We start from the raw sequence: 25,967 nt of genomic DNA on the forward strand, positions 1-25,967 counted from the left end.
TTTGTCGTGATCGGCCGCGGGCCGGGGGAAATGATGATCAAGCGGTGCTTGCTGGTACTGGGCATGGGGCTGGCGTTCGTCGGTGGCGCGGGCGCGACCGAGCAGGTGGACCTGGACATGGTGGGCAAGATCCGCCAGGAAGCGTTCCACCGCTCGCAGGTGATGGACACCTTTTCCTACCTCACCGAGAGCATCGGTCCGCGCCTGACCAATTCGCCGGCCATGACCCGGGCCAACGCCTGGACCCGGCAGAAGTTCGGCGAATGGGGACTGACCAGCGCGCATGACGAGGCGTTCGACGACTTCGGCCGCGGCTGGGAGTTCGAGTCGGCCAGCGTGGAGATGCTGGAGCCACGCCTGACCCAGCTGTATGCGCTGCCCAAGGCGTGGACGCCGGGCACCCACGGCACGGTCGAAGGCGAGGTGGTCAAGGTCGACATCAAGAAGCTGGCCGACCTGGAAAAGTACAAGGGCAAGCTGCGCGGCAAGATCCTGCTGCTGGGCGACGCGCGCGAGTACAAGCGCGGCATCGAAGCCGACTCGCACCGGCATGACGCCACCTCGCTGGAGGGGCTGCAGGAGTTCACCATTCCCAAGTCCGCGTCCGCGGACAAGGACCGCGCCAAGCGGGTCAAGGAGTACGCCGAGCGCCAGGAACTGGTGCGCGCCACCAACGCCTTCCTTGCCGAAGAGGGCGCGCTGGCCTCGATCAGCATCAGCGGTTGGGACAACGGCATCATCCGTGTCGGCGGCGGCGGTTCGCGCAAGGCCGGCGAGCCGGTGGGCATCCCCGAACTGGCGATGATCGCCGAGCACTACAACCAGCTGGCGCGCGCGCTCGAGCGCAAGCAGCCGGTGAAGCTGCGGGTCAACGTCGATGCGCGTTTCACCGACGACGCCGACCAGCCGGGCCACAACACCATCGCCGAGATCCGCGGCAGCGGCAAGGCCGACGAGATCGTGATGCTCGGCGCGCACATGGATTCCTGGCACACCGGCACCGGCGCGGCCGACAACGCTGCCGGCGTGGCGGTGATGATGGAAGCCATGCGCATCCTCAAGGCGGTGGGCGCCAAGCCCCGGCGCACCATCCGCGTGGCGCTGTGGAGTGGCGAGGAGCAGGGCCTGATCGGTTCGCAGGCGTATGTGGCAAAGCACTTCGCGCACTATCCCGAGCCGACCGATCCGGCGCAGAAGGCGCTGCCGGCCTCGCTGCGCGCGCCGACCGGCCCGCTGCAGAAGCTGCGCGACTACGAGAAGTTCTCGGTGTACTTCAACATGGACAACGGCTCGGGCCGCTTCCGCGGCATCTACGCCCAGGAGAACATCGCCGCGATGCCGATCTTCGAGGCCTGGCTGAAGCCGTTCAACGACGTCGGCGCCGCCACCGTGGCCAGCCGCAACACCGGCAGCACCGACCACATCAGCTTCGACCGGGTCGGCCTGCCGGGCTTCCAGTTCATCCAGGACCGGCTGGACTACTTCAGCAATGTCCACCACAGCAACCTGGACACCTGGGACCACGCCGAGGCCGAAGACCTGAAGCAGGCCGCGGCGATCGTCGCCGCGTTCGCCTACAACGCCGCCATGCGCGAAGAGAAGATGCCGCGCAAGCCGCTGCTGGAAGACTGACCCCACGCACCGCTGCCGGAAACGACAAGGGGCCGCATCGCGGCCCCTTCGTCCTGTTGGCGGTCCTTCGCCGCCGCGGCGCGCGGCTCAGCTCGACGCGGCGCGCACGGCCTCGGGCAGTGGCGCGCTGCGGCCGGTCTGGGTGTCCATCCACACCACCACCACGTTGCCGTCGGAGTACAGCTTGCCCGGGTCCTTCTGGTCGACGATGCGGTGGCCGATGGTCACGCTGCTGGTGCCCAGGCGCTCGACGAACAGCTCGACCACGATGTCGTCGGGCCACACGATCGGCAGCCGGTAGTTGATGTTGGTGTTGGCCACCACCGGGGCGATGCGGTCGTTCATCGACACGCCTTCCACGCCCAGCATCCAGCGCACGCGCGCCTCCTCCAGGTAGGACACGTACTTGGCGTTGTTGACGTGGCCCATCGAGTCCATGTCGCGCCAGCGCACGCTGATCGGTACGCGGGCCAGCTGCTTGTGTTCGGTGCTCATCACGAAACCTTCCTGTTGCGGGGGGCGGCGGCCTTATTCGCGGTCGCTTTCTTTGCGGGCTTTTCCTTGCGCGGCGGCCGCGCGTCGGGCTTGTTGGCCACGGCCGCGGGCTGCTCCGGGCGCGCACTGGTGGAGGGCAGCAGCCTGGCCAGGAACTGGCCGGTGTACGACTGCGGGCAGGCCGCCACGTCTTCCGGCGTGCCGGTGACCAGGACGGTGCCGCCGCGGTGGCCGCCCTCGGGGCCGAGGTCGACGATCCAGTCGGCGGTCTTGATCACGTCCAGGTTGTGCTCGATCACCACCACGGTGTTGCCCTCGTCGCGCAGCTTGTGCAGCACGCCGAGCAGGGCTTCGATGTCGTGGAAGTGCAGGCCGGTGGTCGGCTCGTCGAGGATGTACAGGGTGCGCCCGGTATCGCGCCGCGACAGTTCCTTGGACAGCTTCACGCGCTGCGCCTCGCCGCCGGACAGCGTGGTCGCGCTCTGGCCCAGCTTGATGTAGCTCAGGCCCACGTCGACCAGGGTTTCCAGCTTGCGGGCGATGGCCGGCACCGGCTCGAACAGCTTCAGCGCATCCTCGACGGTCATTTCCAGCACGTCGTTGATGTTGTAGCCCTTGTACAGGATCTCCAGCGTCTCGCGGTTGTAGCGCTTGCCGTGGCAGACGTCGCAGGGCACGTACACGTCCGGCAGGAAGTGCATCTCCACCTTGATCAGGCCGTCGCCCTGGCAGGCCTCGCAGCGACCGCCGCGCACGTTGAAGCTGAAGCGGCCGGGCGAATAGCCGCGCGCGCGCGCTTCCGGCACCTGTGCGTACAGCTCGCGCAGCGGGGTGAACAGTCCGGTATAGGTGGCCGGGTTGGAGCGCGGGGTGCGGCCGATCGGCGACTGGTCGATGTCCACCACCTTGTCGAACAGGTCCAGGCCCTCGACCTCGCGGTACGGTGCGACCGGGTGCGAGGAACCGTTGATCTCGTTGGCCGCCAGCGAGAACAGGGTGTCGTTGATCAGCGTGGACTTGCCCGAGCCGGACACGCCGGTGATGCAGGTCAGCAACCCGGCCGGGATGTCCAGGTCCACGCCCTTGAGGTTGTTGCCGCTGGCGCCGCGCAGGTGCAGCGTCATCTTCGGGTTCGGCGTGTGGCGCCGCGTCGGGATCTCGATGCTGCGCTTGCCCGACAGGTACTGCCCGGTCAGCGAGCGCGGTGCCGAGAGGATGTCCTCCAGCCGGCCTTCGCCGACCACCTCGCCGCCGTGCACGCCGGCGCCGGGGCCGATGTCCACCACGTGGTCGGCCAGGCGGATCGCATCCTCGTCATGCTCGACCACGATCACCGTGTTGCCGAGGTCGCGCAGGCGGGTGAGGGTGCCGAGCAGGCGCTCGTTGTCGCGCTGGTGCAGGCCGATGGACGGCTCGTCGAGCACGTACATCACCCCGACCAGGCCGGCGCCGATCTGCGAGGCCAGGCGGATGCGCTGCGCCTCGCCGCCGGACAGCGTATCGGCCTTGCGCTCCAGGGTGAGGTAGTCCAGGCCCACGTCGACCAGGAAGCCGAGCCGTTCGCTGATTTCCTTGACGATCTTGGCGGCGATCTCGCCGCGCCAGCCCGGCAGGCTGAGTTCGCCGAAGAAGCGCTTGGCCTCGTCGATCGGCAATACCGCCAGCTCCGGCAGCGGGCGGTCGGCGACGAACACGTTGCGCGCCGCCTTGTTCAGGCGCGCGCCGCCGCACTCGGGGCAGGGCCGTTCGCTGATGAATTTGGCCAGTTCCTCGCGCACCGCCGGCGATTCGGTCTCGCGGTAGCGGCGCTCCAGGTTGGGGATGATGCCCTCGAAACGGTGCTTGCGCTGGCTGCGGCCGCCGTTCTCGGTGAAGTAGGTGAAGGTGATCTGGTCTTCGCCGCTGCCGTACAGCACGGCCTGGCGCACGTCCGCGGGCAGCGATTGCCACGGCGCGTCGACATCGAACCTGTAGTGCTTGGCCAGCGAGGCGATCAGCTGGAAATAGTAGGCGTTGCGGCGGTCCCAGCCGCGCACCGCGCCGGCGGCCAGCGACAGCTCCGGGTGCACCACCACGCGCGAGGGGTCGAAGAACTCGGCCATGCCCAGGCCGTCGCAGCCGGGGCAGGCGCCGACCGGCGAGTTGAACGAGAACAGGCGCGGCTCCAGCTCCGGCAACGCGTAGTCGCAGACCGGGCAGGAGTACTTGGACGAGAACAGCTGCGGCGCCGCCTGCGCGTCGTCCAGCGACTGCACGGTGGCCATGCCGTCGCCCAGCTTGAGCGCGGTCTCGAAGCTCTCGGCCAGGCGCTGCTTGAGGTCCTCGCGCGGGCGGAAGCGGTCGATCACCGCCTCGATGGTGTGCTTCTGGCGCAGCGCCAGCGGCGGTACCGCGTCGATTTCGTGCAGTTCGCCGTCCACGCGCACGCGCACGAAGCCCTGCGCGCGCAGCTGGTCGAACACCTGCACGTGCTCGCCCTTGCGCTCGCGGATCACCGGCGCCAGCAGCATGTAGCGTTGTTCCGGGTCCAGCGCCAGCACCTGGTCGACCATCTGGCTGACGGTCTGCGCTTCCAGCGGGTAGCCGTGGTCGGGGCAGCGCGGGCTGCCGACGCGGGCATAGAGCAGGCGCAGGTAGTCGTAGATCTCGGTGATGGTGCCCACGGTCGAGCGCGGGTTGTGGCTGGTGGACTTCTGCTCGATCGAGATCGCCGGCGACAGGCCCTCGATGTGGTCCAGGTCCGGCTTCTCCATCACGCTCAGGAACTGCCGCGCGTAGGCCGACAGCGACTCGACGTAGCGGCGCTGGCCCTCGGCGTAGATGGTGTCGAACGCCAGCGAGGACTTGCCCGAGCCGGACAGGCCGGTGATCACGATCAGCTTGTCGCGGGGCAGGTCGAGGTCGATGTTCTTGAGGTTGTGCGTCCGCGCGCCGCGGATGCGGATGAAATCCATCGCCATGGGAGGTCCGTTCTTGGCCGCGCACGTCGGGTACCGGGCGCGGAGGGGGCAGGGGATGCAGCTGACGGCAGTCGATCAGCCTAGCGAGCTTGGGATTTGGGGGCAATTGCCGGAATTGCCAGCGCCCATGCCCGCGCCCGGGCCCGGCGCAGGCCATTGTTCAGGCACGGTTTTCCGCCCCGGGGGCGACTTGACCCGGACGGCAGGGTGTCGGTAAAATCCCGCTTCTGTCCGCCCTCGATGGTGGGCAGCTCCTGAGAATAACTACAGAAGAGACATCCCATGTATGCAGTCCTGGTAACCGGCGGTAAGCAGTACCGCGTCGCGCAGGGTGAGACCCTCCGCGTTGAGAAGCTCGAAGCCGAAGCCGGCAGCGAGATCAAGTTCGACACCGTCCTGATGCTCGGCGATGCCGATGGCATCAAGATCGGCGATGCCCTGAAGGGCGCTTCGGTGACCGCCAAGGTCGTGGCCCACGGCCGCGCCGACAAGGTGAAGATCATCAAGTTCCGCCGGCGCAAGCACCACATGAAGCGCCAGGGTCACCGCCAGTACTACACCGAAATCGAAATCACCGGCATCGCCGGCTAATCCAAGGAGAATCCGTCATGGCACATAAAAAGGGCGTAGGCTCCTCGCGCAACGGCCGCGACTCCAACCCGAAGTACCTGGGCGTCAAGATCTTCGGTGGCCAGGCCATCGAAGCCGGCAACATCATCGTGCGTCAGCGCGGCACCCAGTTCCATCCGGGCGCCGGCGTCGGCCTGGGTCGTGACCACACGCTGTTCGCGCTGGTCGACGGCAAGGTCGAGTTCGCGGTGAAGGGCCCGAAGAAGCGCCGCACCGTCAGCGTCGTCGTGGAAGTCTGATCTCCCGCACGCACGGGTGCCCGGGCCACGGCGTGGGCGCCGCCGACGAAAGCCCCGCTTCGGCGGGGCTTCTCGTTTCCAGATGATCCGCAGGCCGCGTGTGGGCAGGAGGCAGGGAAGGGTGATCCGTTACCGGGCTGTGGCCCTGCTGTGCGGCCTGCTGGCCTGCGCGGGATGCGCGGCCGATATTCCCAGCGACCGTGACACCCTGGTCGTTGCCGGGCCGCTGGCCTCGTTGCAGGCTGAAACCCTGGTGCTTCCGCCGGGCTCGCCGCAGCTGCAGGCCCTGTTGGTCGATGCGCAGGGCTGGCAGCCGGTGCCTGGCGCCGAAGGCGTCGAGCGCAGCAGTGCCCGTGGCGATTTCGATGCCGGGGGCTGGCTGCGCACGATGGTCTTCAGCTGGGACGGGAGTCGCGGCTGGGAAGTCCACATGGCCTATGGCGAGGGCGAGCGCCCGCCGCCGGCCACGGTACGGATCTGGCTGCGGGCGCCGCAAGGCAGTGGGCAGCCGGACTGGCCGATGGGCGAGGGCACGGTCCGCTATGCTGGCGCCACGCGTACCCTGAGCTACAAAGGACGCCGTCCGGGCATCGAGGGTCGCGAAGATTTTGAAAGAAGCCTGACCCTTGGCGCGTCCAACCGGGTCGAGCTGGAAGAATCAACCAGCGTCGCGCCCGATGGCGCCCCCGTCCGCAAGCGCCGCCAGGTCCTGGCGCGCGATGCGCAGGGGCATCCACTGGACGACGCGGAACTGCTGGAAGGTGCGGAATACCGCGTCTCCAATCACTATTTCCTGCCCGACGGGCGGGGCAACCCCCGCCGCATCGTGCGCCTGTACCGCGCCGCCGGCGCGGCGCAGGACGCGCCGGTGCTGCGGGCCGAAGTAATTCTGAGAACCTTGCGATACCAAGATGAAACTCGTTGATGAAGCCGAAATCTCTGTAATCGCCGGCAATGGCGGCAATGGCTGCGTCGGTTTCCGCCGCGAGAAGTTCATTCCGCTCGGCGGTCCCGACGGTGGCGATGGCGGCGACGGCGGCAGCGTCTGGCTGCGCGCCGATGAAAACCTGAACACCCTGGTCGACTTCCGCCACGAGCGCATCTTCAAGGCGCAGCGCGGCGAGAACGGCATGGGCCGCCAGGCCTACGGCAAGGGTGGCGAAGACCTGGTCATCACCGTGCCGGTCGGCACCGTGGTCATCAACGTCGACACCGACGAGGTGATCGGCGACATGACCCGCCATGGCGACCGCCTGCTGGTGGCCAAGGGCGGCAAGGGCGGCCTGGGCAACATGCACTTCAAGAGCTCCACCAACCGCGCGCCGCGCCAGGCGCTGCCGGGTGAGGAGGGCGAGCAGCGCCTGCTCAAGCTGGAGCTGAAGCTGCTGGCCGACGTCGGCCTGCTGGGCTTCCCGAATGCCGGCAAGAGCACCCTGATCCGGGCGGTCTCGGCGGCGACGCCGAAGGTGGCCGACTACCCGTTCACCACGCTGTACCCGAACCTGGGCGTGGTCAAGGTGGAGAACTACCGCAGCTTCGTGATCGCCGACATCCCTGGCCTGATCGAAGGTGCGGCCGATGGCGCCGGCCTGGGCGCGCAGTTCCTGCGCCACCTGCAGCGCACCCGGTTGCTGCTGCACCTGGTCGACATCTCGCCGATGGAGGGGGGCGTGGAAGGCGTCTCCCCGGTCGAGCAGGTGCGTGCGATCGAGCGCGAACTGGGCAAGCATGACCCGGAGCTGCTGGAGAAGCCGCGCTGGCTGGTGCTGAACAAGGCCGACCTGATGTTCGAGGACGAGGCGCGGGCCGCGGCCGAACAGGTGGTCAAGGAGCTGGGCTGGACCGGTCCGTGGTACCTGGTCTCGGCGCTGGGCCGCGAGGGTACCTGGCCGATCATGAAGGACATCATGGCCTTCTTCGACCAGCAGAAGCTGCTCGAGGCCGAGGCGCGCGAGGCGCAGGGCTGAGGCGACCGCCGCTCCGGCACACAGGAAAACCCGGCCACGGCCGGGTTTTTCATTGCTGCCGGCGCCGCGCCGTTCGTTCCTCCGCGGTGGTTTCTGCGGTGCCGCTGCTTCCCGGAAGCGGTCCCGCGCGGCGGCGGCCATTCCTGCCGCTGCCTGGCGGAGCCGGGCAACAGAAGCCCGCCGGGAGTGGCTTTGACATTCCTGGCCGGGATGGCCCCGGACGGTGGTCGTCGCCGGATGGCGAGCACAAGCAAGCCGCCGGGAGCGGTTTCCGGCATCGCCTGCCGATGGTTTGAAGGGTGGCCAGCCTGGAGGGCGGGCACAAAAAACCCGGCCGCGGCCGGGTTTTTCGCATCGGGGGCCAGGCGGCTCCCGGTGATCGCGCCGATCAGGCGGCCTTGAGGGCCTTGATGCGGGCGGTCAGGCGGCTCTTGTGACGGGCGGCCTTGTTCTTGTGGATCAGGCCACGGGCGCTGAAACGGTCGAGAATCGGCTGGGCGACAGCAAAGGCAGCCTCGGCGCCGGCGGCGTCATTGGCATCCAGAGCCTTGATCACCTTCTTGACGGCGGTGCGCAGCATCGAACGCTGAGCCGTGTTACGCGCGTTGCGCACAACGGTCTGCTTGGCGCGCTTCTTGGCGGACTTGATATTGGCCACGGTGGTGGTTTCCTGAAAATCGGTATGGTGGGAACAGCAAGCACGCAAGTATGATGGTTGGCCGAATGAACGTCAAGTCAAGTTGTCAAGGGGGCCGTGGGTGAGTTCACCGCGCATGTTGCGGGGGCTGCTGTCGTTCAGCAGCATGACGATGATCTCGCGGGTGCTGGGACTCGTCCGCGACCAGGCGATTTCCATCACCTTCGGCGCCAATGCCACGACGGATGCGTTCTGGGTGGCGTTCCGCGTGCCCAACTTCCTGCGCCGGCTGTTCGCCGAGGGCTCGTTCGCCACCGCTTTCGTGCCGGTGTTCACCGAAGTGAAGGAGACCCGCCCGCACGCCGACCTGCGCGAGCTCATGGCGCGGGTGTCCGGCACCCTGGGCGGGGTCCTGCTGGTGCTGACCGCGCTGGGCCTGATCTTCACCCCGCAGATCGCCTGGCTGTTCGCCGACGCCGATGCCGCCGACCCGGTCAAGTATGGCCTGCTGGTGGACCTGCTGCGGCTGACCTTCCCGTTCCTGCTGTTCGTGTCGCTGACCGCGCTGGCCGGCGGGGCGCTGAACAGCTTCCAGAAGTTCGCGATGCCGGCGCTGACCCCGGTGATCCTCAACCTGTGCATGATCGCCGGCGCGCTGTGGCTGGCGCCGCGGCTGGAGGTGCCGATCCTGGCGCTGGGCTGGGCGGTGCTGGCGGCCGGCGTGCTGCAGTTGCTGTTCCAGTTGCCGTCGCTGAAGGGCATCGACCTGCTGACCCTGCCGCGCTGGGGCTGGAACCATCCCGACGTGCGCAGGGTGCTGACCCTGATGGTGCCGACCCTGTTCGGTTCCTCGGTGGCGCAGATCAACCTGATGCTGGACACGGTGATCGCGGCCCGGCTCAGCGACGGCTCGCAGTCCTGGCTGTCGCTGGCCGACCGTTTCCTGGAGCTGCCGCTGGGGGTGTTCGGCGTGGCGCTGGGCACGGTGATCCTGCCGGCGCTGGCCCGGCACCACGTCAAGACCGACGGCGAGGGCTTCTCCAACGCGCTGGACTGGGGCCTGCGCATGACCCTGCTGATCGCGGTGCCGGCCATGCTCGGCCTGCTGCTGCTCGCCCAGCCGCTGATCGCCACCCTGTTCCAGTACCGCGAGTTCACCGACTTCGACACCCGCATGACCGCGCTGTCGGTCTACGGCCTGAGCTTCGGCCTGCCGGCGTTCGCGCTGCTGAAGGTGGTGCTGCCGGCGTTCTATTCGCGGCAGGACACCAAGACCCCGGTACGCGCCGGCGTGGCCGCGCTGGTGGCCAACATGGTGTTCAACTTCATCCTGCTGGCGGTGCTGTACCAGGTGATGGTGCCCGAAGTGCTGAAGGCGCAGGGCGTGATGGCGGCGCTGGCGGCGCAGCCGGGCCTGCACCTGGCGCTGGGCATCGCCAGTGCGCTGTCCAGCTACCTGAACCTGGCGCTGCTCTGGTACTGGCTGGGCAGGACCGGGGTTTACCGGCGGCGCCCGGGGTGGGGCGGTTACGTGCTGCGGCTGGTGCTGGCCTGCATGGCCATGAGCGCGGTGCTGCTGGCGCTGCTGCACTGGCTGCCGGGCTTCGGCGGCATGGACAAGTGGCAGCGCATCGGCGGCCTGGCGCTGCTGGTCGGCGGCGGTGGCCTGACCTACCTGCTGGCGATGCTCGCCATGGGCTTCCGCCCGCGCGACCTGCGCGGGCAGTGAGGCGGCCGTGCCCGCGCCGCCGCTATACTTCCCGGCTACACATGGCAAAGCGCCGGCCCGCAAGGGCCGGATCCGGGTTTGAATGAGCAGGCTGTTTAGAGACGTCGAAGGCGGGGTGTTGTTCCCGCAGGGAAGCGTGGTCTGCATTGGTGCCTTCGATGGCCTGCACAGGGGTCACCGGGCGCTGGTGCGCCACGCGGCCGAGCGCGCGCGCGCGCTCGGCGTGCCGGCGGTGGCGCTGGCCTTCGAGCCGCTGCCGCGCGAGTTCTTCGCCCGCGACACCCCGCCGCCGCGGCTGATGCTGGCCCGCGACAAGGTGGCCACGCTGCGCGGGCTGGGCATCGACAGCGTCGGCCTGCTGCGCTTCGACGCGAAGATGGCGGCCATCACCGCCGAGGATTTCGTGCGCGACATGCTGGTGCGCCGGCTGGGCGCGCGCGAGGTATGGATCGGTCCCAGGTTCCACTTCGGCCACCGCCGCGGTGGCGACCTGGCGCTGCTGCAGGCCATGGGCGCCGAGCTGGGCTTCGTTGCCGGCGAGATCGCGCCGGTGCACCTGAACGGCGAGCGCATTTCCAGTACCCGCATCCGCGAGCTGCTGGTGGCCGGCGAATTCGAGCATGCCGCCGACCTGCTGGGCCGTCCGTATGCGATCGGTGGCCGGGTGGTGCGCGGGCAGCAGCTCGGGCGCACCCTGGGCTTCCCGACCGCCAACTTGCGTTTCCCGCGGACGCCCGCACTTTCAGGGATCTACGCCACCTGGGTGCACGGCGTGTCCGGCGATTCCGGGCGCGGCGGGCCGTGGCCGTCGGTGTCCAGCTTCGGCACGCGCCCGACCGTGCAGGGCGTGGAGCCGTTGCTGGAAGCCCACCTGTTCGATTTCCAGGGCGACCTGTACGGCCGCCACATCGAGGTCGAATTCGTCGCCAAACTGCGTGACGAAGAGAAGTTCAACGATCTGCCGGCGTTGACCGCGCAGATGCACCGCGATGCCGAACAGGCGCGCACCCTCCTCAACGAACATGCGAGTCCCTCGCAACAGCCCGCACATCCCTGTGCGGACGCCGGAAATGCGAGTCCCTCGCAACAGCCCGCACATCCCTGTGCGGACTCTTCAATAACAGCCGCGCAAGGGTAAGTACCCGTGACCCAAGACTACAAAGCTACCCTCCACCTGCCGGCAACGGAATTCCCGATGCGCGGCGACCTGCCCAAGCGCGAGCCGGGCATCCTGGCGCGCTGGGAAGAGCAGGGCATCTACGCGCAGCTTCGCGAGAACGCCCAGGGGCGGCCGCTGTTCGTGCTGCACGACGGCCCGCCGTATGCCAACGGCCAGATCCACCTGGGCCATGCGGTCAACAAGATCCTCAAGGACATCATCGTCAAGTCGCGCTACCTGGACGGCTACGACGCGCCCTACGTGCCGGGCTGGGACTGCCATGGCCTGCCGATCGAGATCGCGGTCGAGAAGAAGTGGGGCAAGGTCGGTACCAAGCTCGATGCCGAGCAGTTCCGCCAGAAGTGCCGCGAGTACGCCGAGGAGCAGATCAACCTGCAGCGCGCCGATTTCAAGCGCCTGGGCGTGATCGGCGACTGGGACAACCCGTACAAGACGCTGAGCTTCGACTTCGAGGCCAACGAGATCCGCGCGCTGGCCAAGATCGTCGCCAACGGGCACCTGGTGCGCGGCGCCAAGCCGGTGCACTGGTGCTTCGACTGCGGCTCGGCGCTGGCCGAGGCCGAGATCGAATACCAGGACAAGACCTCGCCGGCGATCGACGTGGCCTACGCCGCACGCGATTCCAGGGCATTGGCGGCCCGCTTCGGGGTCGAGCTGCCGGCCGGCGTGGAAGTGGCGGTGCCGATCTGGACCACCACCCCGTGGACCCTGCCGGCCTCGCTGGCGGTGTCGCTGGGCGCGGACATCGAGTACGCGCTGGTCGAAGGCCCGGCCCGTGACGGCCGGCCGCGCTGGCTGGTCCTGGCCGCGGCGCTGGCCGAGCGGTCGCTGGCCCGCTATGGCGTGGCCGGGATGGTCGTGCACGGCCATGCCAAAGGCGCAGCGCTGGAGAACCAGCTGCTGGCGCACCCGTTCTACGCCGACCGCGACATCCCGCTGCTCAACGGCGAGCACGTGTCCGACGCCGACGGCACCGGCGCGGTGCATACCGCGCCCGGCCACGGCCAGGAGGATTTCGCGGTCAGCCAGCAGTACGGGGTGATGGATGCGTACACCGCCGGCCAGATCAACCCGGTCGACGGCCGCGGCGTCTACCTGCCGTCCACGCCGCCGGCCGGCGACGTGGCGCTGGCCGGCATGCACCTGTGGAAGGCGCAGCCGCTGATCGTCGACGTGCTGCGCGGCAATGGCGCGCTGCTGGCGTTCGCCGAGATCCAGCACAGCTACCCGCACTGCTGGCGCCACAAGACGCCGGTGGTGTTCCGCGCCACCCCGCAGTGGTTCATCTCGATGGACAAGGCCGGGCTGCGCGCCGATGCGATGGCCGCCATCGACAACGTCGGCTGGTTCCCGGCCTGGGGCAAGGCGCGCATCGCCAGCATGGTCGATGGCCGCCCGGACTGGTGCATCAGCCGCCAGCGCACCTGGGGCGTGCCGATCGCGCTGTTCACCCACCGCGAAACCGGACTGCCGCACCCGCGCACCGTCGAACTGATGCAGCAGGTGGCCGATCGCGTGCAGGAAGGCGGCATCGACGTGTGGTATTCGCTGGACCCGGCCGAGCTGCTCGGCGACGAGGCCGCGCGGTACGAAAAGGTCACCGACATCCTCGATGTCTGGTTCGACTCGGGCGTCACCCACGAGGGCGTGCTGCTGGCGCGCGGCTTCGGCAAGCCGGCCGACCTGTACCTGGAAGGCTCGGACCAGCATCGCGGCTGGTTCCAGTCCTCGCTGCTGACCGGCGTGGCCATCGACCGGCATGCCCCGTACCGCCAGTGCCTGACCCACGGCTTCACCGTGGACGAGCACGGCCGCAAGATGTCCAAGTCGCTGGGCAACGGCATCGAGCCGCAGGAAATCATGCGCACCCTGGGCGCGGACATCCTGCGCCTGTGGATCGCCTCGGCCGACTACAGCAACGAGATGTCGCTGTCGCAGGAAATCCTCAAGCGCAATGCCGACGCCTACCGGCGCCTGCGCAACACCGCGCGCTTCCTGCTCGGCAACCTCGACGGCTTCGATCCGTCCCTGCACCTGCGCCCGCTGGAGGACATGGTGGCGCTGGACCGCTGGATCGTGCACCGCGCGTTCGAGCTGCAGGAGAAGATCAAGGCCGCCTACGCCAGCTACAACATGGCCGAGATCGTGCAGCTGCTGCTGAACTTCTGCAGCGTCGACCTGGGCTCGCTGTACCTGGACGTGACCAAGGACCGCCTGTACACGATGCCGGCCGATTCGCGCGGCCGCCGTTCGGCGCAGAGCGCGATGTACCGCATCGCCGAGGCGTTCGTGCGCTGGGTCGCGCCGATCCTGACCTTCACCGCCGACGAACTGTGGGGCTACCTGCCGGGCGAGCATGCCGGCAACGTGCTGTTCACCACCTGGTACGACGGCCTGGCGCCGCTGCCGGCCGACGCGCAGTTGTCCGCCGCCGACTTCGAGCAACTGCTGGCCCTGCGCGAGCAGGTGGCCAAGGTGCTGGAGCCGATGCGCGCCAATGGCGCCATCGGTGCCGCGCTGGAGGCCGAGATCACCGTGGCCGCCAGCCAGGAACAGGCGGTGCGCTGGCAGCCGCTGGCCGATGAACTGCGTTTCCTGTTCATCAGCGGCGACGTGAGCGTGCGCCCGGCGACCACCGACGAGGTGTTCGTCAGCGCCCAGCCGACCGAGAAGGCCAAGTGCGTGCGCTGCTGGCACCATCGCGGCGACGTCGGCGGCGATCCCGCGCACCCGGAGCTGTGCGGCCGCTGCGTCGGCAACATCGATGGCGCCGGCGAAGACCGCCGCTGGTTCTGACCCGCGCGTTACCCGGAACGGATGGGCGCGATGGCGCACCTCCGTTCCATGGCACTCCACTACAGGCGCATTACATGCAAGCAAAGGCTGTCAAACCCAACGCATTGATCTGGCTGCTGGTGTCGGTGGCGGTCATCGGCCTGGACCAGTGGAGCAAGGCCTGGGTGCTGGCCAGCCTGCCCGAGTTCACGCCGGTGCCGGTGATCGACGGCTTCTGGAACTGGTACCGCACCTACAACACCGGCGCGGCATTCAGCTTCCTCAGCGACGCCGGCGGCTGGCAGCTGTGGTTCTTCACCGCGCTGGCGCTGGGCATCAGCGGTTTGATGGCGTTCTGGCTGTCGCGCACCGCGCGCGGCAACTGGCGCGCGGCGCTGCCGTACGCGCTGGTGATCGGCGGCGCCATCGGCAACGTCATCGACCGCCAGGTCCACGGCCACGTGGTGGACTTCATCCAGTGGTACGTCGGCGACCACTACTGGCCGTCGTTCAACATCGCCGATTCGGCGATCGTGGCCGGCGCCATCGGCATCGCCCTGTCCGGGCTGTTCGAGGGGCGCAGGCGCGGGCCCGGGAAGGCGGGATGACGCGGCACGGTTTCGGTCCCGTTCCCCTTATTTCCCGCCGTCGCCATTAGAATCGCCGCATGGACGTATTGCTTGCCAACCCCCGCGGCTTCTGTGCCGGCGTCGACCGCGCCATCGAGATCGTCAAGCGCGCGATCGAGACGCTGGGCGCCCCCATCTACGTGCGCCACGAAGTCGTGCACAACCGCTTCGTGGTCGACGACCTGAAGCAGCGCGGCGCGATCTTCGTCGAGGAGCTGCACGAGGTGCCGGACGGCAACACGGTGATCTTCAGCGCCCACGGCGTGTCGCAGGCGGTGCGCGACGAGGCCGGGCGGCGCGGGCTCAAGGTGTTCGACGCGACCTGCCCGCTGGTGACCAAGGTGCATTTCGAGGTCGCGCGCCATTGCCGCGCGGGTCGCGACGTGGTGCTGATCGGCCACGAGGGCCACCCCGAGGTCGAGGGCACGATGGGGCAGTGGCGCAGTGAAGAGGGCGCCGGTGCCATCTACCTGGTCGAGGACGAGGACGATGTCGCCGCGCTGCGCGTCGGCCAGCCCGAGAACCTGGCCTACACCACCCAGACCACGCTGTCGGTGGACGACACCCGCAGCGTGATCGCCGCGCTGCGGGCCAAGTTCCCCGCCATCCAGGGGCCGAAGAACGACGACATCTGCTACGCCACGCAGAACCGCCAGGACGCGGTGCGCGAACTGGCGCAGCAGTGCGACCTGGTGCTGGTGGTCGGTTCGCCGAACAGTTCCAACTCCAACCGCCTGGCCGAACTGGCCCGCCGCGAGGGCGTGGAGTCGTACCTGATCGACGGCGCGCACGAGATCAACCCGCAGTGGGTGGCCGGCAAGCAGCGCGTCGGCCTGACCGCCGGCGCCTCGGCGCCGCAGGTGCTGGTCGATGGCGTGATCGAGCGCCTGCGCGAACTCGGTGCCGGCGGCGTCGCCGAACTGGCCGGCGAGCCGGAGTCGATGGTGTTCGCGCTGCCCAAGGAACTGCGCCTGCGCCTGGTCGATTGACCACATCGCCGGCCAGCCCCTACAATTGGCGGCTCCGCCGGAATAGCTCAGTTGGTAGAGCGGCGCATTCGTAATGCGTAGGTCGCAGGTTCGACTCCTGTTTCCGGCACCAGTTGTTGAAAAGCCCCGGCCCAAGTCGGGGCTTTTTTGTTTTGGGCGGATGTCGGAGCTCGTTGGTTGGTGAGCGATTCGCTGCAGGCTGGTCATTGGTGGGCATCCATGCTGTCCTTTGCGGATGGTTCGCGTCCACGCGAATAGAGCGGGTTTGTGTTGATAACTTGGCTTCATTCCAACTTACATGGAAGCGCCTAACTGCCTCACTGATCGAGCATCCCCGGGGTCACCGCTGAGCTGGTTTTTGTTTCGTCTGCGATTGTAGTGAACTATCATCTGAGCTGGTGAGGCGGCATGGACATGTTGTTGGCCGATGCATTCGTCGGCATTGAACGGACCTGCTGGTCCAAGAGCGTCGTCGCTGTCCCGATGTGGACTTTGCGCACTTAACGTTACATTACGCGGTAAGTTGATGCCCATGTCAGCCTCACCACCTCCTATCAAGAAGGCCTCATTGCTCTCGCCAAACGCGATCGCGTTTAGATCCATCAAAAGCAGGGCGGATCTTGCCAACTGGATTGGCATCAAAGAGTCAACGCTGATCTACATTCTGTATCGGCTGCCCGCGAGTAAGAAGTACACGAACTTCTTGATTCCAAAGAGAAATGGAGGATCTCGACTGATATCAGCGCCGCGTAAAGCCCTGAAGTATGCTCAGACGCAAATAGCGAGCGTACTTTATGACATCTCGCCTCCGCGCAACTTGTCGAAAGGCTATATTCCAGGTCGTGGCATTTTTGATCACGCCTACAGACATAGGCGACGTTCTACCGTCGTTACAGCGGATATCAAAGGATTCTTTCCCAGCATCAATTTTGGCAGGGTGCGGGGCATGTTTGCGGCAGCCCCATTTGGCCTGCCTCTGGACGTGGCAACAATGCTGGCCCAACTTTGCTGCAAAGACGGTGAATTACCGCAGGGATCTCCTTCCTCTCCCGCCATATCAAACATCATCTGTCGCTCTCTGGATCTGGATCTCGCGGGGTTTTCGCGTAAGCATCGAATCACGGTCACACGTTATGCCGATGACGTCTGCTTCTCTACCAACATGCGAAAGCACTTGTTCCCCTTGGTCGAGCAAAATGACTTGCTGGGTGACGTGCCAGGAGCAGAAGTATCCCGGATTTTTGAGAAGAATGGCTTCAAGTTGAATTTGAAGAAGTTTAAGTTATCTAAGTCCAACTCTCGCCAAATGATCACAGGCCTCATCGTCAATTCGCACGTGAATGTTCCGAGGCAGTGGAAGCGACAGCTCCGCACACTGCTTCATCTTCGCAGCAGGATGGAAGATGCGCAGGCTACTGAGATCGTCAATACGTGGATACGTCCTAAGGCATCAAGGAAGGGCGTGACAGAGTCACTGGATCAGCTGATCCGCGGAAAAGCTAGTTTCGCGGCTTATATTGACTCCCGCTCCGGCACTAGACATATCGCGTCACTGCATCGGGGATACCCAACACTGCGGCCAATGCTTCCTAGGGTGGATCCTAGCTTTCCGGTCCGCATTATGGCGGAGGGTCCAACAGACTTGCTACATCTAGAGGCCGCATTGCGCCACTGTTCCGATCGGGTCGATTTCTCTAATGTGGCACTGAGATTCCACAACTACCAGGGAGATGTCGGTGATAAGGACATGATCAAGACGCTCCATCGGATCAATAAGGTTGACGTCGAAGAGCTGACCATTGGGATATTTGACCACGACAACCCGAGCTTCCTCAAGGAAATTTCACTGAACGAGGGTTCGCACGTTCGACTCGGAAGAATGGTCTTTGCTGCATGCCTTTCTAGGCCAAAACACGTAACTGGGAATTACTGCATCGAATCACTTTACAGGAGAAGTGATTCCTCCAAGGTCACATCAGAGGGCAGACGCCTGTACTTCTCGGATGAGTTTGATGCTGAGGGTATTCACTCGAATGGAGCTTTGAGGCGGCAGTACCCCAAGAAGACCGCTCTTGTGCTCTCTGACCGAGTGTTCGACCCAAAGGATCCCGCCAAATCGTTGACGCTATCGAAGGCCGACTTTGCTGCAATGGTCAATGCTGGCGCATCGCCGTTTAACGACATGGACTTCTCTGGCTTCCTGCCTACACTTGCGCACTTGAGAAAGATGATTGACGAGGCAGTGTATTTTTCCGGACATTCCTAGGGGTGCTCTGAACAAATATCAGGATGGCCTTGCACAGCGCGTCGGTGGCACCGGTGCATGCCCGTCCGCTCCGCCGGAGTCGGTCTTGTCCGATCGGTTGTTAGTTGCTCGGCTCGCTAGTGGGTCACTCGGCTGGGTTCTTAATGCGTAGGTCGCAGGTTCGACTCCTGTTTCCGGCACCAGTATCGAACCAGAGGCCAGGCGTTCGCGCCTGGCCTTTTGTTTTGCCGCGCGTGCCGGCCGGCGGCGGTCAGTGGAACTGCAGGGTGAGCTGGAAATAGCGCCCCAGCGGATCGTCCAGGCCTGCGGACAGGCCGCCGTTGCCGGGCAGGTAGTTCACCGGCTGGGTGTCGAGCAGGTTGAGGACGTCCAGCGCGGCGGTCATGCGCGTGCCGATGCGGCGATCCAGGTGCAGGTTCCAGCGCAGCTGCGCCGGGTTGCTGCACTGGTCATTGCCGCGCTGCGCCGCGGGGCAGCTGCCGGCGGCCGGCCAGGCCCGGGTGCTGGCGGCATAGCGTGCATGCAGCGCACTGCCCCAGCGCGCACCCTGCCAGTGCAGCGAGGCATTGGCCGCGGTGCCGGGCGTGGCGTGGCCGCGCAGGTCGATCCAGCGGCCGCCGGCGCGCTCGCGGCGGCGCAGCGTCTGCTGGTGGACCGCGTCCAGCGACAGGCGCCACTGGCCGGCGGCGGAGGTGCGCAGGTAGTCGCCGTGCAGCACCCAGTTGCGCGACACGGTGCGCCCGATGTTGTCGAAATACAGGCGCAGCGACTGCAACCGGCCGCGTTCGTCGAGCAGCCAGGTATCCGCGTTCCAGCCGGCATCGGCCGGGCGCAGGGCCAGGATCTCGTTGCGCAGTTCGACGCGGTTGTGGGTGAGCGACAGGCTGAGTGCGGGCGTTGGGCTCCAGATGGCGCCCAGGCTCTGGTTGCGCGAGGTTTCGGCCCGCACGCCGGTGTTCTCCACCACCTGTACGTCCACCAGGCAGGCGTTGCCAGCGGGGTGCGCGCAGGCCGGCAGCGCGGGCGACCACGCTATGGCTTCGGCGCCAAAGTAGCCTGGCGGGCGGCGCCGTTCGAACAGGCTCGGCGCGCGGTAGCCACGGCCGCTGGAGAGCAGCAGCGACCAGGCTGGCGAGGGATTCCAGCGCAGGCCGGCGCGGGGCGAGAACGATAGTTCGCCGGCATCGTGGTCCAGGCGGCCGGCCAGGTCCAGGCGCAGCGGTTCGGCCAGCGGCAGGCCCAGTTCGACATAGCCGGCATTGCTCTGGCTGGAAAGCCGGCGCCGGTCGGTGGGCAGGCCCAGCGCCAGTTCGCCGTCCTCGAGCAGCCGGTCCGGGCGCGAGGTCCAGGTTTCGTGGCGCAGGTCGATGCCGGTGGCCAGTTGCGCGGTACCGCCTGCAAGCGTGCCCAGGGCGTGGCGCATGCCCCACCACCCCAGCCACTGGTCGGTGCGGCCGCGGTTGCGGCTGCGCGGGAACAACTGCTCGCCCAGGGCCGGGTCCAGCGGTGTGAATCCCGGGATGTAGCCGTTCGCCACGGCATCGAACAGCCGCGCGCTACGCACCGCGCCCTCGGTCGACAGCGTGGTTTCGCTGCGTTGCCGGCTCAGCCCCGCTTCCCAGCCGGCGTCGCCGCGGTCGCGGCCGATGCCGGCTGCAAGGTCCAGTTCGAGGCTGCGGATCGCCGGGCGCACGCTGCCGCCTTCCTGGAACACATGGTTGATCAGGCTGCCATCGGCCAGGCGCAGGGCCGCCGCCGTCGGCCCCAGTTCGTAGCGCTGGCGGGCAAGGCTGGCGCGCAGTTCGGCATGGGCGTGCAGGCCGTTGCCCGCGTCGTGCCGCCAATGGCCGTAGGCGGCGGCGGAGGAGGAGGCTGGCTGCAGCGAGCGCGGGCGCGAACTGTCGTACCAGCAGCCGCTGTCCTCGCGCATGCCCGACGGGCACAGGTAGGCCGGCAGGTAGTACCCGTCGCGGGTCAGCAGGCCGATCGGATAGCGTTGCCGTTCGCGGTGCCAGGCGCGGCGGTCGCCGGCGACGTGGTCGGTCTGCTGCAGGTCGATGCCGAGGAACCAGTCGTCGCCTGCACCGCCATTGCCGGTGGCGGCCTGCATCCGGTACTGGGCGCCGTCGCCCTGGTTGCTGGTGCCGGTCTGCAGCATGGCTTCGGGGCCGTCGGCGTGGTCGCGCAGCACGATGTTGACCACGCCGGCCATGGCATCGGCGCCGTAGATGGCCGAGGCGCCGCCACGGACCAGTTCGATGCGTTCGACGAAGCTCAGCGGCAGCCCGCCCAGGTCGGTGAGGGCGCCCTGCTGCAGCGACACCATGGGGTAGCGCGGCAGGCGCCGGCCGTTGACCAGGAACAGGGTGGCGCGCGGGCCCATGCCGTCCAGGCTGGTGGCCGCGGCGGCGCCACCGGGCAGGTAGGGCGAATCGCCGTCGCGCGCGGCATCCACCGGCGGCCGCCCGTTCATGCCGGGCAGGTGGCGCAGCAGGTCGAACAGCGAGCCGTAGCCGCTGCGGCGTATGTCCTCGCGCTCGATCACCTCCACCTGCATCGTGGCCTGCAGCGACGTGCGCGGCAGGCGGCTGCCGGTGACATGCAGCGGCGCCAGTTCGACGTCCGGTGCGGTCACCGCTGGCGCGGCCGCGGCCGCAGGTGCAGCGGTGGGTCCGGGGGCGGGGCGGGGCGGTGCCTGCTGGCGGCGCACGGTGAATATTCCCCCGGGCGAGCGCGCCAGCCTGACCGGCAGCCCCTGCAGCAGCCGTTCCAGTGCGGCCGCGGGCGGCAGCGTGCCGTTGACGCCGGCGCTGTCCAGCCCGGCCAGTTCGCGGGCGTCGAACAACAACGGGGTGTCGCCCTGCCGCGACCATTCGCGCAGGGCCTGTACCAGCGGGCCGCGCGCGACCTGGTAGTCCACCGCCTTGCCTGACGGCGCGGCCATGGCCGGCGACGCCGCCAGCAATGCCAGACACAGCAGGGTCGGGCGCAGGCGGTCGATCAGCATGCCCATCGTGGTGCTCAGCGCACGCCGCGCAGCTCGAGCGTACCGTCGGCGCGCGCGCGTGCGGTGACCGACCAGCCCAGTTCCAGCGCGGACAGCAGCGCAGCCTGGTCGCCGGCGGCGAACGTGCCGCTCACGGCCAGCGGCGCCAGCGCCGGATCGCCGATGGCCAGCGGCGTGGCGGTGTAGCGGTTCATCCTGGCGATCACCACCGGCAACGGCGTGGCGTCGAACAGCAGCCGCCCCTGTGGCCAGGCTTCGGCCTGCGGCTGCGGAAGCGGGTGGGCCGGCTCGATGCGGCCCGACGGCAGCACCTGCAGTTGTTGTCCCGGCCGCAGGGCGGCGTGCATGCCCTGCGTGCCGCGGCTGTCGATTTCCAGGGCGCCGTCGAGCAGGGCGATGTCGATGCGCCCGTCATCCAGCAGTTCGACCTGGAAGGTGGTGCCGATATCGCGCAGCACGCTGTTGCCCGCCTGCACCCGCATCGCCCGCGGCGACGGCGCCACCTGCAGTTGCATCCGGCCCTGCTGCAGTTCGATGCCGCGCCGGCGCCAGCCGAACCGCGCGGTCAGGGTGGTGCGGGCGTCGAGTACCACGACGCTGCCGTCCTCGAGCTGCTGGCGTTGGGGCGCGAAGCCGCTGTTGACGTAGGTATGCGGGGTGGGGTTGCCATCGGTAGCCAGTACCCAGCCGGTTCCCACCGCCAGGCACAGCGCGGCGGCCGCGGCCATCCCGAACAGGGGCCTCCGGTACAGGGGCCGCCGGACCACGTGGCGGGCGCCGGCGCGCAGCCAGGGGTCATCGCGCAGCGTCGCGGCGCACGCGTGCAGCCGTTCGGCCTCGGCCCAGGCGCGCACCCGCGCCGGGTCGGCGGCCAGCCATTCCTCGAAGGCCGCGCGTTCGGCGCGGGTGCAGTCGGCGGCGTCCAGCCGTGCCACCCAGGCTGCGGCGCGGGCGAACAGCGCGTCGCGGGGCGGTGTATCGCGCCCGGTCATTCGTCCCCGCCCATGCCGAACGCGTCGGCCCCCAGTTCCCGGCGCAGCCCCTGCAGCGCACGCGCGACGTGCTTTTCCACGGTCTTGGCGGTGATGCCGCGGTGGCGGGCGATCTGGCTGTAGCTCATGCCGGTGATGCGGTTGAGCAGGTAGACCTCGCGGCAGCGCTCGGGCAGTTTCAGCAGCGCCTGGCGCAGGGCGTTGAGCATCTGTCCCGATTCGGCTTGGCGCAGCGGCCCGGGCGTGGAGAACGGCGCTTCGCTCGGCAGGTCCTGTTCGGCCAGTGGCAGGTGCGGCGCGGCGTGTGGCGAGCGGCCGCGGTCGGCCAGGCGGTTGCGCGCGATCCGGTACAGCAGCAGTTTCAGTTCTGCGTGCGGATGCTCGCGGTAGCGGATCAGCCGCTCCATGCAGTCCTGCACGATGTCCTCGGCGTCCTCCTCACTGGCGCCGCGTGCGCGCAGGAAGACGCGCAGCGGCTCGCGCTGCGTGCGCAGGAACAGCGAGAAGCCATCGCCGGCAGGGGCGCGCGTGACGCCATCGACCGGGGCACGGGAAGCGGACAGTCGGAGTATCCCGAAGCGAAGTGTGCCGGAGAGTGTACGCAGCGCGGCGCCGACGGGAAGCATCCGGGGGCATTCCGGGTGCGTTGGTGAACGTGTTCAGGATTGATGGGCGGTGGGACTGGGGGTGATCGGCGCTCCCTCGCGTTCTGCTGTGGTCCCGCAGGCGCGGGATGAGCGGGATACCGCTGCAACCATGGAGAGAGAAGTGCGAATGAAACGATCGGTATTGAGTATGGCGCTGTCCGGACTGCTGGCCACCGCCGCCTTCGGCGTGGCCGGAGACGCGAACGCGATGACGGTCCACGTCAACGGTGACCGCATCTTCCTGAGCGGCGATGTCACCCTGGCCGACATCGTGGCGCTGCCGGCGATGCTGGCCAAGGCCGAGGCCGAAGGGCGGCCGTTCCGCGAGGTGGTGCTGCGCACGTCCAACGGCGGCGCGCTGATCAGCGGCGAATGGCTGCAGGCGGTGATCCGTACCGCCGGGCTGAACACCATCGTTTCCGGCCGCTGCATCTCCTCCTGCTCGATCATGCAGTCCGGTGGCGTCGAGCGTTACATGGCCGGTGACCTGCCGACCGAAGTCGACTCGGTGCAGATCCACGCCGCCAGCTCCGGCGGCCGCGTGACCTACGGGCCGTCGCCGCGCATGTTCGGCATCTACGCCGGCAACTACGGCGGCGGCATGGACGAGGAACTGCTGTATAAGGCGCTGTTCCAGGTGACCCAGCCCAACGGACTGCTGGTGTTCGCCGACCCGGCGCGCACCAGCGGCGACTCGGTCAGCTTCGATCCGGACGGTACCGGCCGCGCGGAGGAGACCTTCCCGGGCCAGGACATGTTCAACAACAACATCATGACCTCGGCCGACTACAACAACCCGGGCGACACCCTGCGGGTGACGTCCAACGTGACCGGCGACATCAATCCCGGCTACCTGCGTACCGGCAGGCTGCTGCAGGCGCTGGTGGACGACGATTTCGCGCGCTGGACCGATGCCGACTACGGCACCACCTACATCAACCTGGCCGTCACCCTCTACAACCTGGCGCAGAACGGCCCCAACGGCATCGGCCAGTTCTCGCTCCAGGATTACCTGAGCGACCCGGGGATCCAGGCGCTGCTGGGCTCCAAGCTGCGCCTGGACCAGCTCGACGCCTCGGCCCTGGCCGACTCGGCCGGCGTGATCAGCATCGGCAACGGTGCGGTATGGCGGACCGCGGCCACCACCGGCGCCGACCTGATGCGCGTGGACAGCGGCGCCATCGTGCTGGAAGGCGGCGCCCTGCGCACCACCGAGCTGCGCGTGCAGCGTGACGGCGCGCTGGTCGGGCATGGCGACATCGGCTCGGCGACCATCGATTCGGATGCCATGCTCGGCATCACCGGCCCGTCGTGGCGCGAGGACGGCTTCAGCCGCGTGGTCATCAACGGCCTGCTGATGCCGCGCGGCGGCGACCTCACCACCCACGGCTACGTCAACATCCAGCCGGGTTCGCTGGTGGCCTTCGACGTGACCGAGGCCGGTGGCGCGGCGGCTGGCCGCCTGCGCGTGGGCGGGTTCTTCGACGGCGGCATGAACGAAGGCGCGCTGGTCGTGGCGCCGGGCGCGCAGCTGGCACTGAACGTGGCCGAGGGCTTCTATGGCGCGGACTACACCCGCGAGCTGATCGACGGCCCGATCTACATGGCCGGTCCCTACAAGGGCTTCCAGCAGGTCGCGCGCCTGGGCGATGACGCCTACAGCGCCAGCATCGTCGACGGCGAGGTGTTCCGCCCGCGCGCCAACTCGCTGCTCAGCTTCAACGTGCACCAGAGCGCCGATGGCCTGTGGCTGACCGCCAACACCGGCTTCGAGCAGACCGGGCTGTTCGCCAACACGCAGTCCGGCGATGGCCTGGGCCGCGCGCTGGCGGCGGCCGCCAACAGCGGTCGCGCCGGCATGAAGCCGCTGCTGGGCGCGCTGCAGTTCTCCGACCGCGACGTGATCCGGCAGCAGGCCGGTGCGCTGCGCGGCGACGCGCACGCCACCCTGCAGCTGGCTGACGCCGCGCTGGTCGACAGCATCGGCAACGTCATCCAGCACCACCAGTTCGACATGCGCAGCAACGGTGGCGATGCCGATGGCCTGGCCGCGCGTGCGGCGCAGGCGGCGTCGGCGCAGCCGGGCATGGGCAGCAGCAGCCTGTTCAGCCAGCTGGCCATGCACCTGGTCGAGCCGGCCGCCAATGGCGAAGGCGAGGGCGGCATGCAGGGCGGCGACAGCCGTCGTGGCGTCGGTATCTGGGGCCGCGGCTTCAGCACCCAGGGCCGGATCAAGGCGCAGGGCGATGTTGCCGGGATGAAGCAGAACATCGGTGGCATCGTGATCGGCGCCGACACCCGCGTGGCCGACGACAAGGTGGCGCTGGGCGTGAGCGTGGCCGCGGCCGACATGTCGGCCAAGGGCCGCGACGGCTCGGATTTCCACGGCGACGTCCGTGCCCTGGACATCGGCGGCTACCTGGATGCGGCCTATGCCAAGGGCTACGTGGCAGCGTCGGTGCGCTACACCGACCTGAGCCACGACACCCGCCGCGGCATTGCCGGCATCGAGGGCCTGGACGCCCCGCTGCGCGCCAAGTACGACAGCGACGCGCTGTCGGCGCGCCTGGAGCACGGCCTGTCGTTCACCACCGCCGGTGGCACCGTGGTGCAGCCGCTGCTGCCGGTGGTCGACTACACCCGCCTGTCCAACGCCCGCTTCAACGAAGGCCAGGCCGTCGGCGCGCTGACCGGTCGCAGCGGCAGCCTGGAGAGCGTGCGCGTCGGCGCGGGCCTGCAGCTGTTCAAGAGCTTCCACGGCAGCAACGGCGAGCGCATCACCCCGCACGCGCGCGTGCTGTGGCAGCAGGAGCTGGGCGATTCGCAGGCCCGCTTCACCTCGGCCTTCGCCGCGGCGCCGGACCTGACCTTCGGTGCGGCCAGCCAGGCCGTGGGCGAGCAGCTGCTGTCGTGGAACCTGGGCGTCAGCAGCCGTGCCAGCGAGCGCCTGTCGGTGATGTTCGACTACGTCGGTGAACGCCGCGACGGCCAGACCGTGAACGGGGTCATGCTGGGCGTCGGTTACCGCTTCTGATGCACAAAGCCCCCCCGGTGGCCGGCGCCGGCCACCGGGAGGCGGCATGAACGCACGCCCTGTGCGTGGGTGCGACAACATGTCGCATGCTGAATCGGGCTCCAGCTGCGCTGGATCATTGTCAATGCCTTTCTAAAGTGATGGGCGAAGCCTAGAATT

At 68.0% G+C, this 25,967-nt stretch carries 18 protein-coding genes and 1 tRNA gene; 13 read left to right on the forward strand and 6 right to left on the reverse strand.

The window, feature by feature from the left end; all coding sequences use genetic code 11:
- The first annotated feature begins 33 nt into the window (after window positions 1-33).
- Window positions 34-1,632, forward strand: a complete 1,599-nt coding sequence (locus F0P95_RS09080; RefSeq protein WP_182333809.1) for a M20/M25/M40 family metallo-hydrolase — start codon at window positions 34-36, stop codon at window positions 1,630-1,632.
- 87 nt (window positions 1,633-1,719) lie between these two features.
- Here the strand turns inward: F0P95_RS09080 and F0P95_RS09085 are convergent, their stop codons facing one another.
- Window positions 1,720-2,127 carry an acyl-CoA thioesterase gene (locus tag F0P95_RS09085; protein ID WP_054664159.1) on the reverse strand — a complete coding sequence of 136 codons (408 nt, stop codon included), beginning with the start codon at window positions 2,125-2,127 and terminating at the stop codon, window positions 1,720-1,722.
- Window positions 2,127-5,087 (reverse strand): excinuclease ABC subunit UvrA, encoded by a 2,961-nt coding sequence (gene uvrA, locus F0P95_RS09090; RefSeq protein ID WP_182333811.1) that lies wholly within the window; start codon window positions 5,085-5,087, stop codon window positions 2,127-2,129. The genes F0P95_RS09085 and uvrA overlap by 1 nt, the downstream gene beginning before the upstream one ends.
- Before the next feature lie 282 nt (window positions 5,088-5,369).
- Here uvrA and rplU point away from each other — a divergent pair, with 282 nt between their 5' ends.
- The 4 genes from rplU (at window position 5,370) to obgE (ending at window position 7,923) form a co-directional block, all read left to right on the forward strand.
- Window positions 5,370-5,678: a 50S ribosomal protein L21 gene (rplU, locus tag F0P95_RS09095; protein ID WP_054664165.1), complete on the forward strand. Its 309-nt coding sequence runs from the start codon at window positions 5,370-5,372 to the stop codon at window positions 5,676-5,678.
- 17 nt (window positions 5,679-5,695) lie between these two features.
- Complete coding sequence (gene rpmA, locus F0P95_RS09100) at window positions 5,696-5,956, forward strand: 50S ribosomal protein L27 (protein WP_182333813.1); 261 nt, start codon at window positions 5,696-5,698, stop codon at window positions 5,954-5,956.
- 139 nt (window positions 5,957-6,095) lie between these two features.
- Window positions 6,096-6,881, forward strand: a complete 786-nt coding sequence (locus F0P95_RS09105; protein WP_182333815.1) for a hypothetical protein — start codon at window positions 6,096-6,098, stop codon at window positions 6,879-6,881.
- Window positions 6,868-7,923, forward strand: a complete 1,056-nt coding sequence (gene obgE / locus F0P95_RS09110; protein WP_054664174.1) for a GTPase ObgE — start codon at window positions 6,868-6,870, stop codon at window positions 7,921-7,923. Before F0P95_RS09105 ends, obgE begins: the two co-directional genes overlap by 14 nt.
- Window positions 7,924-8,311: 388 nt before the next feature.
- Here obgE and rpsT read toward each other — a convergent pair whose 3' ends face one another.
- Window positions 8,312-8,581 carry a 30S ribosomal protein S20 gene (rpsT, locus tag F0P95_RS09115; protein ID WP_054664179.1) on the reverse strand — a complete coding sequence of 90 codons (270 nt, stop codon included), beginning with the start codon at window positions 8,579-8,581 and terminating at the stop codon, window positions 8,312-8,314.
- Between the two features lie 115 nt (window positions 8,582-8,696).
- On the opposite strand from rpsT, the gene murJ reads away from it, so the two are divergent.
- From murJ to F0P95_RS09150, 7 genes are all read left to right on the forward strand, one after another.
- A complete protein-coding gene (gene murJ / locus F0P95_RS09120; protein WP_182336897.1) occupies window positions 8,697-10,289 on the forward strand; it encodes a murein biosynthesis integral membrane protein MurJ in 1,593 nt (530 codons plus the stop codon).
- Window positions 10,290-10,371: 82 nt separating this feature from the next.
- A complete protein-coding gene (locus tag F0P95_RS09125) occupies window positions 10,372-11,427 on the forward strand; it encodes a bifunctional riboflavin kinase/FAD synthetase (protein ID WP_182333816.1) in 1,056 nt (351 codons plus the stop codon).
- 6 nt (window positions 11,428-11,433) lie between these two features.
- Window positions 11,434-14,265 (forward strand): isoleucine--tRNA ligase, encoded by a 2,832-nt coding sequence (gene ileS / locus F0P95_RS09130; protein WP_182333818.1) that lies wholly within the window; start codon window positions 11,434-11,436, stop codon window positions 14,263-14,265.
- Between the two features lie 74 nt (window positions 14,266-14,339).
- Window positions 14,340-14,852 carry a signal peptidase II gene (gene lspA / locus F0P95_RS09135; RefSeq protein ID WP_182333821.1) on the forward strand — a complete coding sequence of 171 codons (513 nt, stop codon included), beginning with the start codon at window positions 14,340-14,342 and terminating at the stop codon, window positions 14,850-14,852.
- 59 nt (window positions 14,853-14,911) lie between these two features.
- On the forward strand, window positions 14,912-15,862 hold the full coding sequence (gene ispH / locus F0P95_RS09140; protein ID WP_182333823.1) for a 4-hydroxy-3-methylbut-2-enyl diphosphate reductase: 951 nt from the start codon (window positions 14,912-14,914) through the stop codon (window positions 15,860-15,862).
- Between the two features lie 36 nt (window positions 15,863-15,898).
- A tRNA-Thr gene (locus tag F0P95_RS09145) sits at window positions 15,899-15,974 on the forward strand.
- A 420-nt stretch (window positions 15,975-16,394) separates the two neighbouring features.
- Window positions 16,395-18,128: a reverse transcriptase domain-containing protein gene (locus F0P95_RS09150; RefSeq protein ID WP_182333825.1), complete on the forward strand. Its 1,734-nt coding sequence runs from the start codon at window positions 16,395-16,397 to the stop codon at window positions 18,126-18,128.
- Window positions 18,129-18,378: 250 nt separating this feature from the next.
- Here F0P95_RS09150 and F0P95_RS09155 read toward each other — a convergent pair whose 3' ends face one another.
- From F0P95_RS09155 to F0P95_RS09165, 3 genes are read right to left on the reverse strand one after another with little or no spacing between them, the layout of a single operon-like run.
- Window positions 18,379-21,141, reverse strand: coding sequence for a TonB-dependent receptor (locus F0P95_RS09155; RefSeq protein ID WP_182333827.1), 2,763 nt, complete (start codon window positions 21,139-21,141; stop codon window positions 18,379-18,381).
- Between the two features lie 8 nt (window positions 21,142-21,149).
- Window positions 21,150-22,127, reverse strand: coding sequence for a FecR family protein (locus F0P95_RS09160; protein WP_182333829.1), 978 nt, complete (start codon window positions 22,125-22,127; stop codon window positions 21,150-21,152).
- Window positions 22,124-22,753, reverse strand: a complete 630-nt coding sequence (locus F0P95_RS09165; protein WP_182333831.1) for an RNA polymerase sigma factor — start codon at window positions 22,751-22,753, stop codon at window positions 22,124-22,126. The genes F0P95_RS09160 and F0P95_RS09165 overlap by 4 nt, the downstream gene beginning before the upstream one ends.
- A gap of 148 nt (window positions 22,754-22,901) precedes the next feature.
- On the opposite strand from F0P95_RS09165, the gene F0P95_RS09170 reads away from it, so the two are divergent.
- Entirely contained in the window at window positions 22,902-25,808 is a 2,907-nt protein-coding gene (locus F0P95_RS09170; protein WP_182333833.1) for an autotransporter outer membrane beta-barrel domain-containing protein, read from the forward strand.
- Window positions 25,809-25,967: the final 159 nt, after the last annotated feature.

It is taken from the genome of Stenotrophomonas acidaminiphila (assembly GCF_014109845.1).
Classification (GTDB): domain Bacteria; phylum Pseudomonadota; class Gammaproteobacteria; order Xanthomonadales; family Xanthomonadaceae; genus Stenotrophomonas; species Stenotrophomonas acidaminiphila.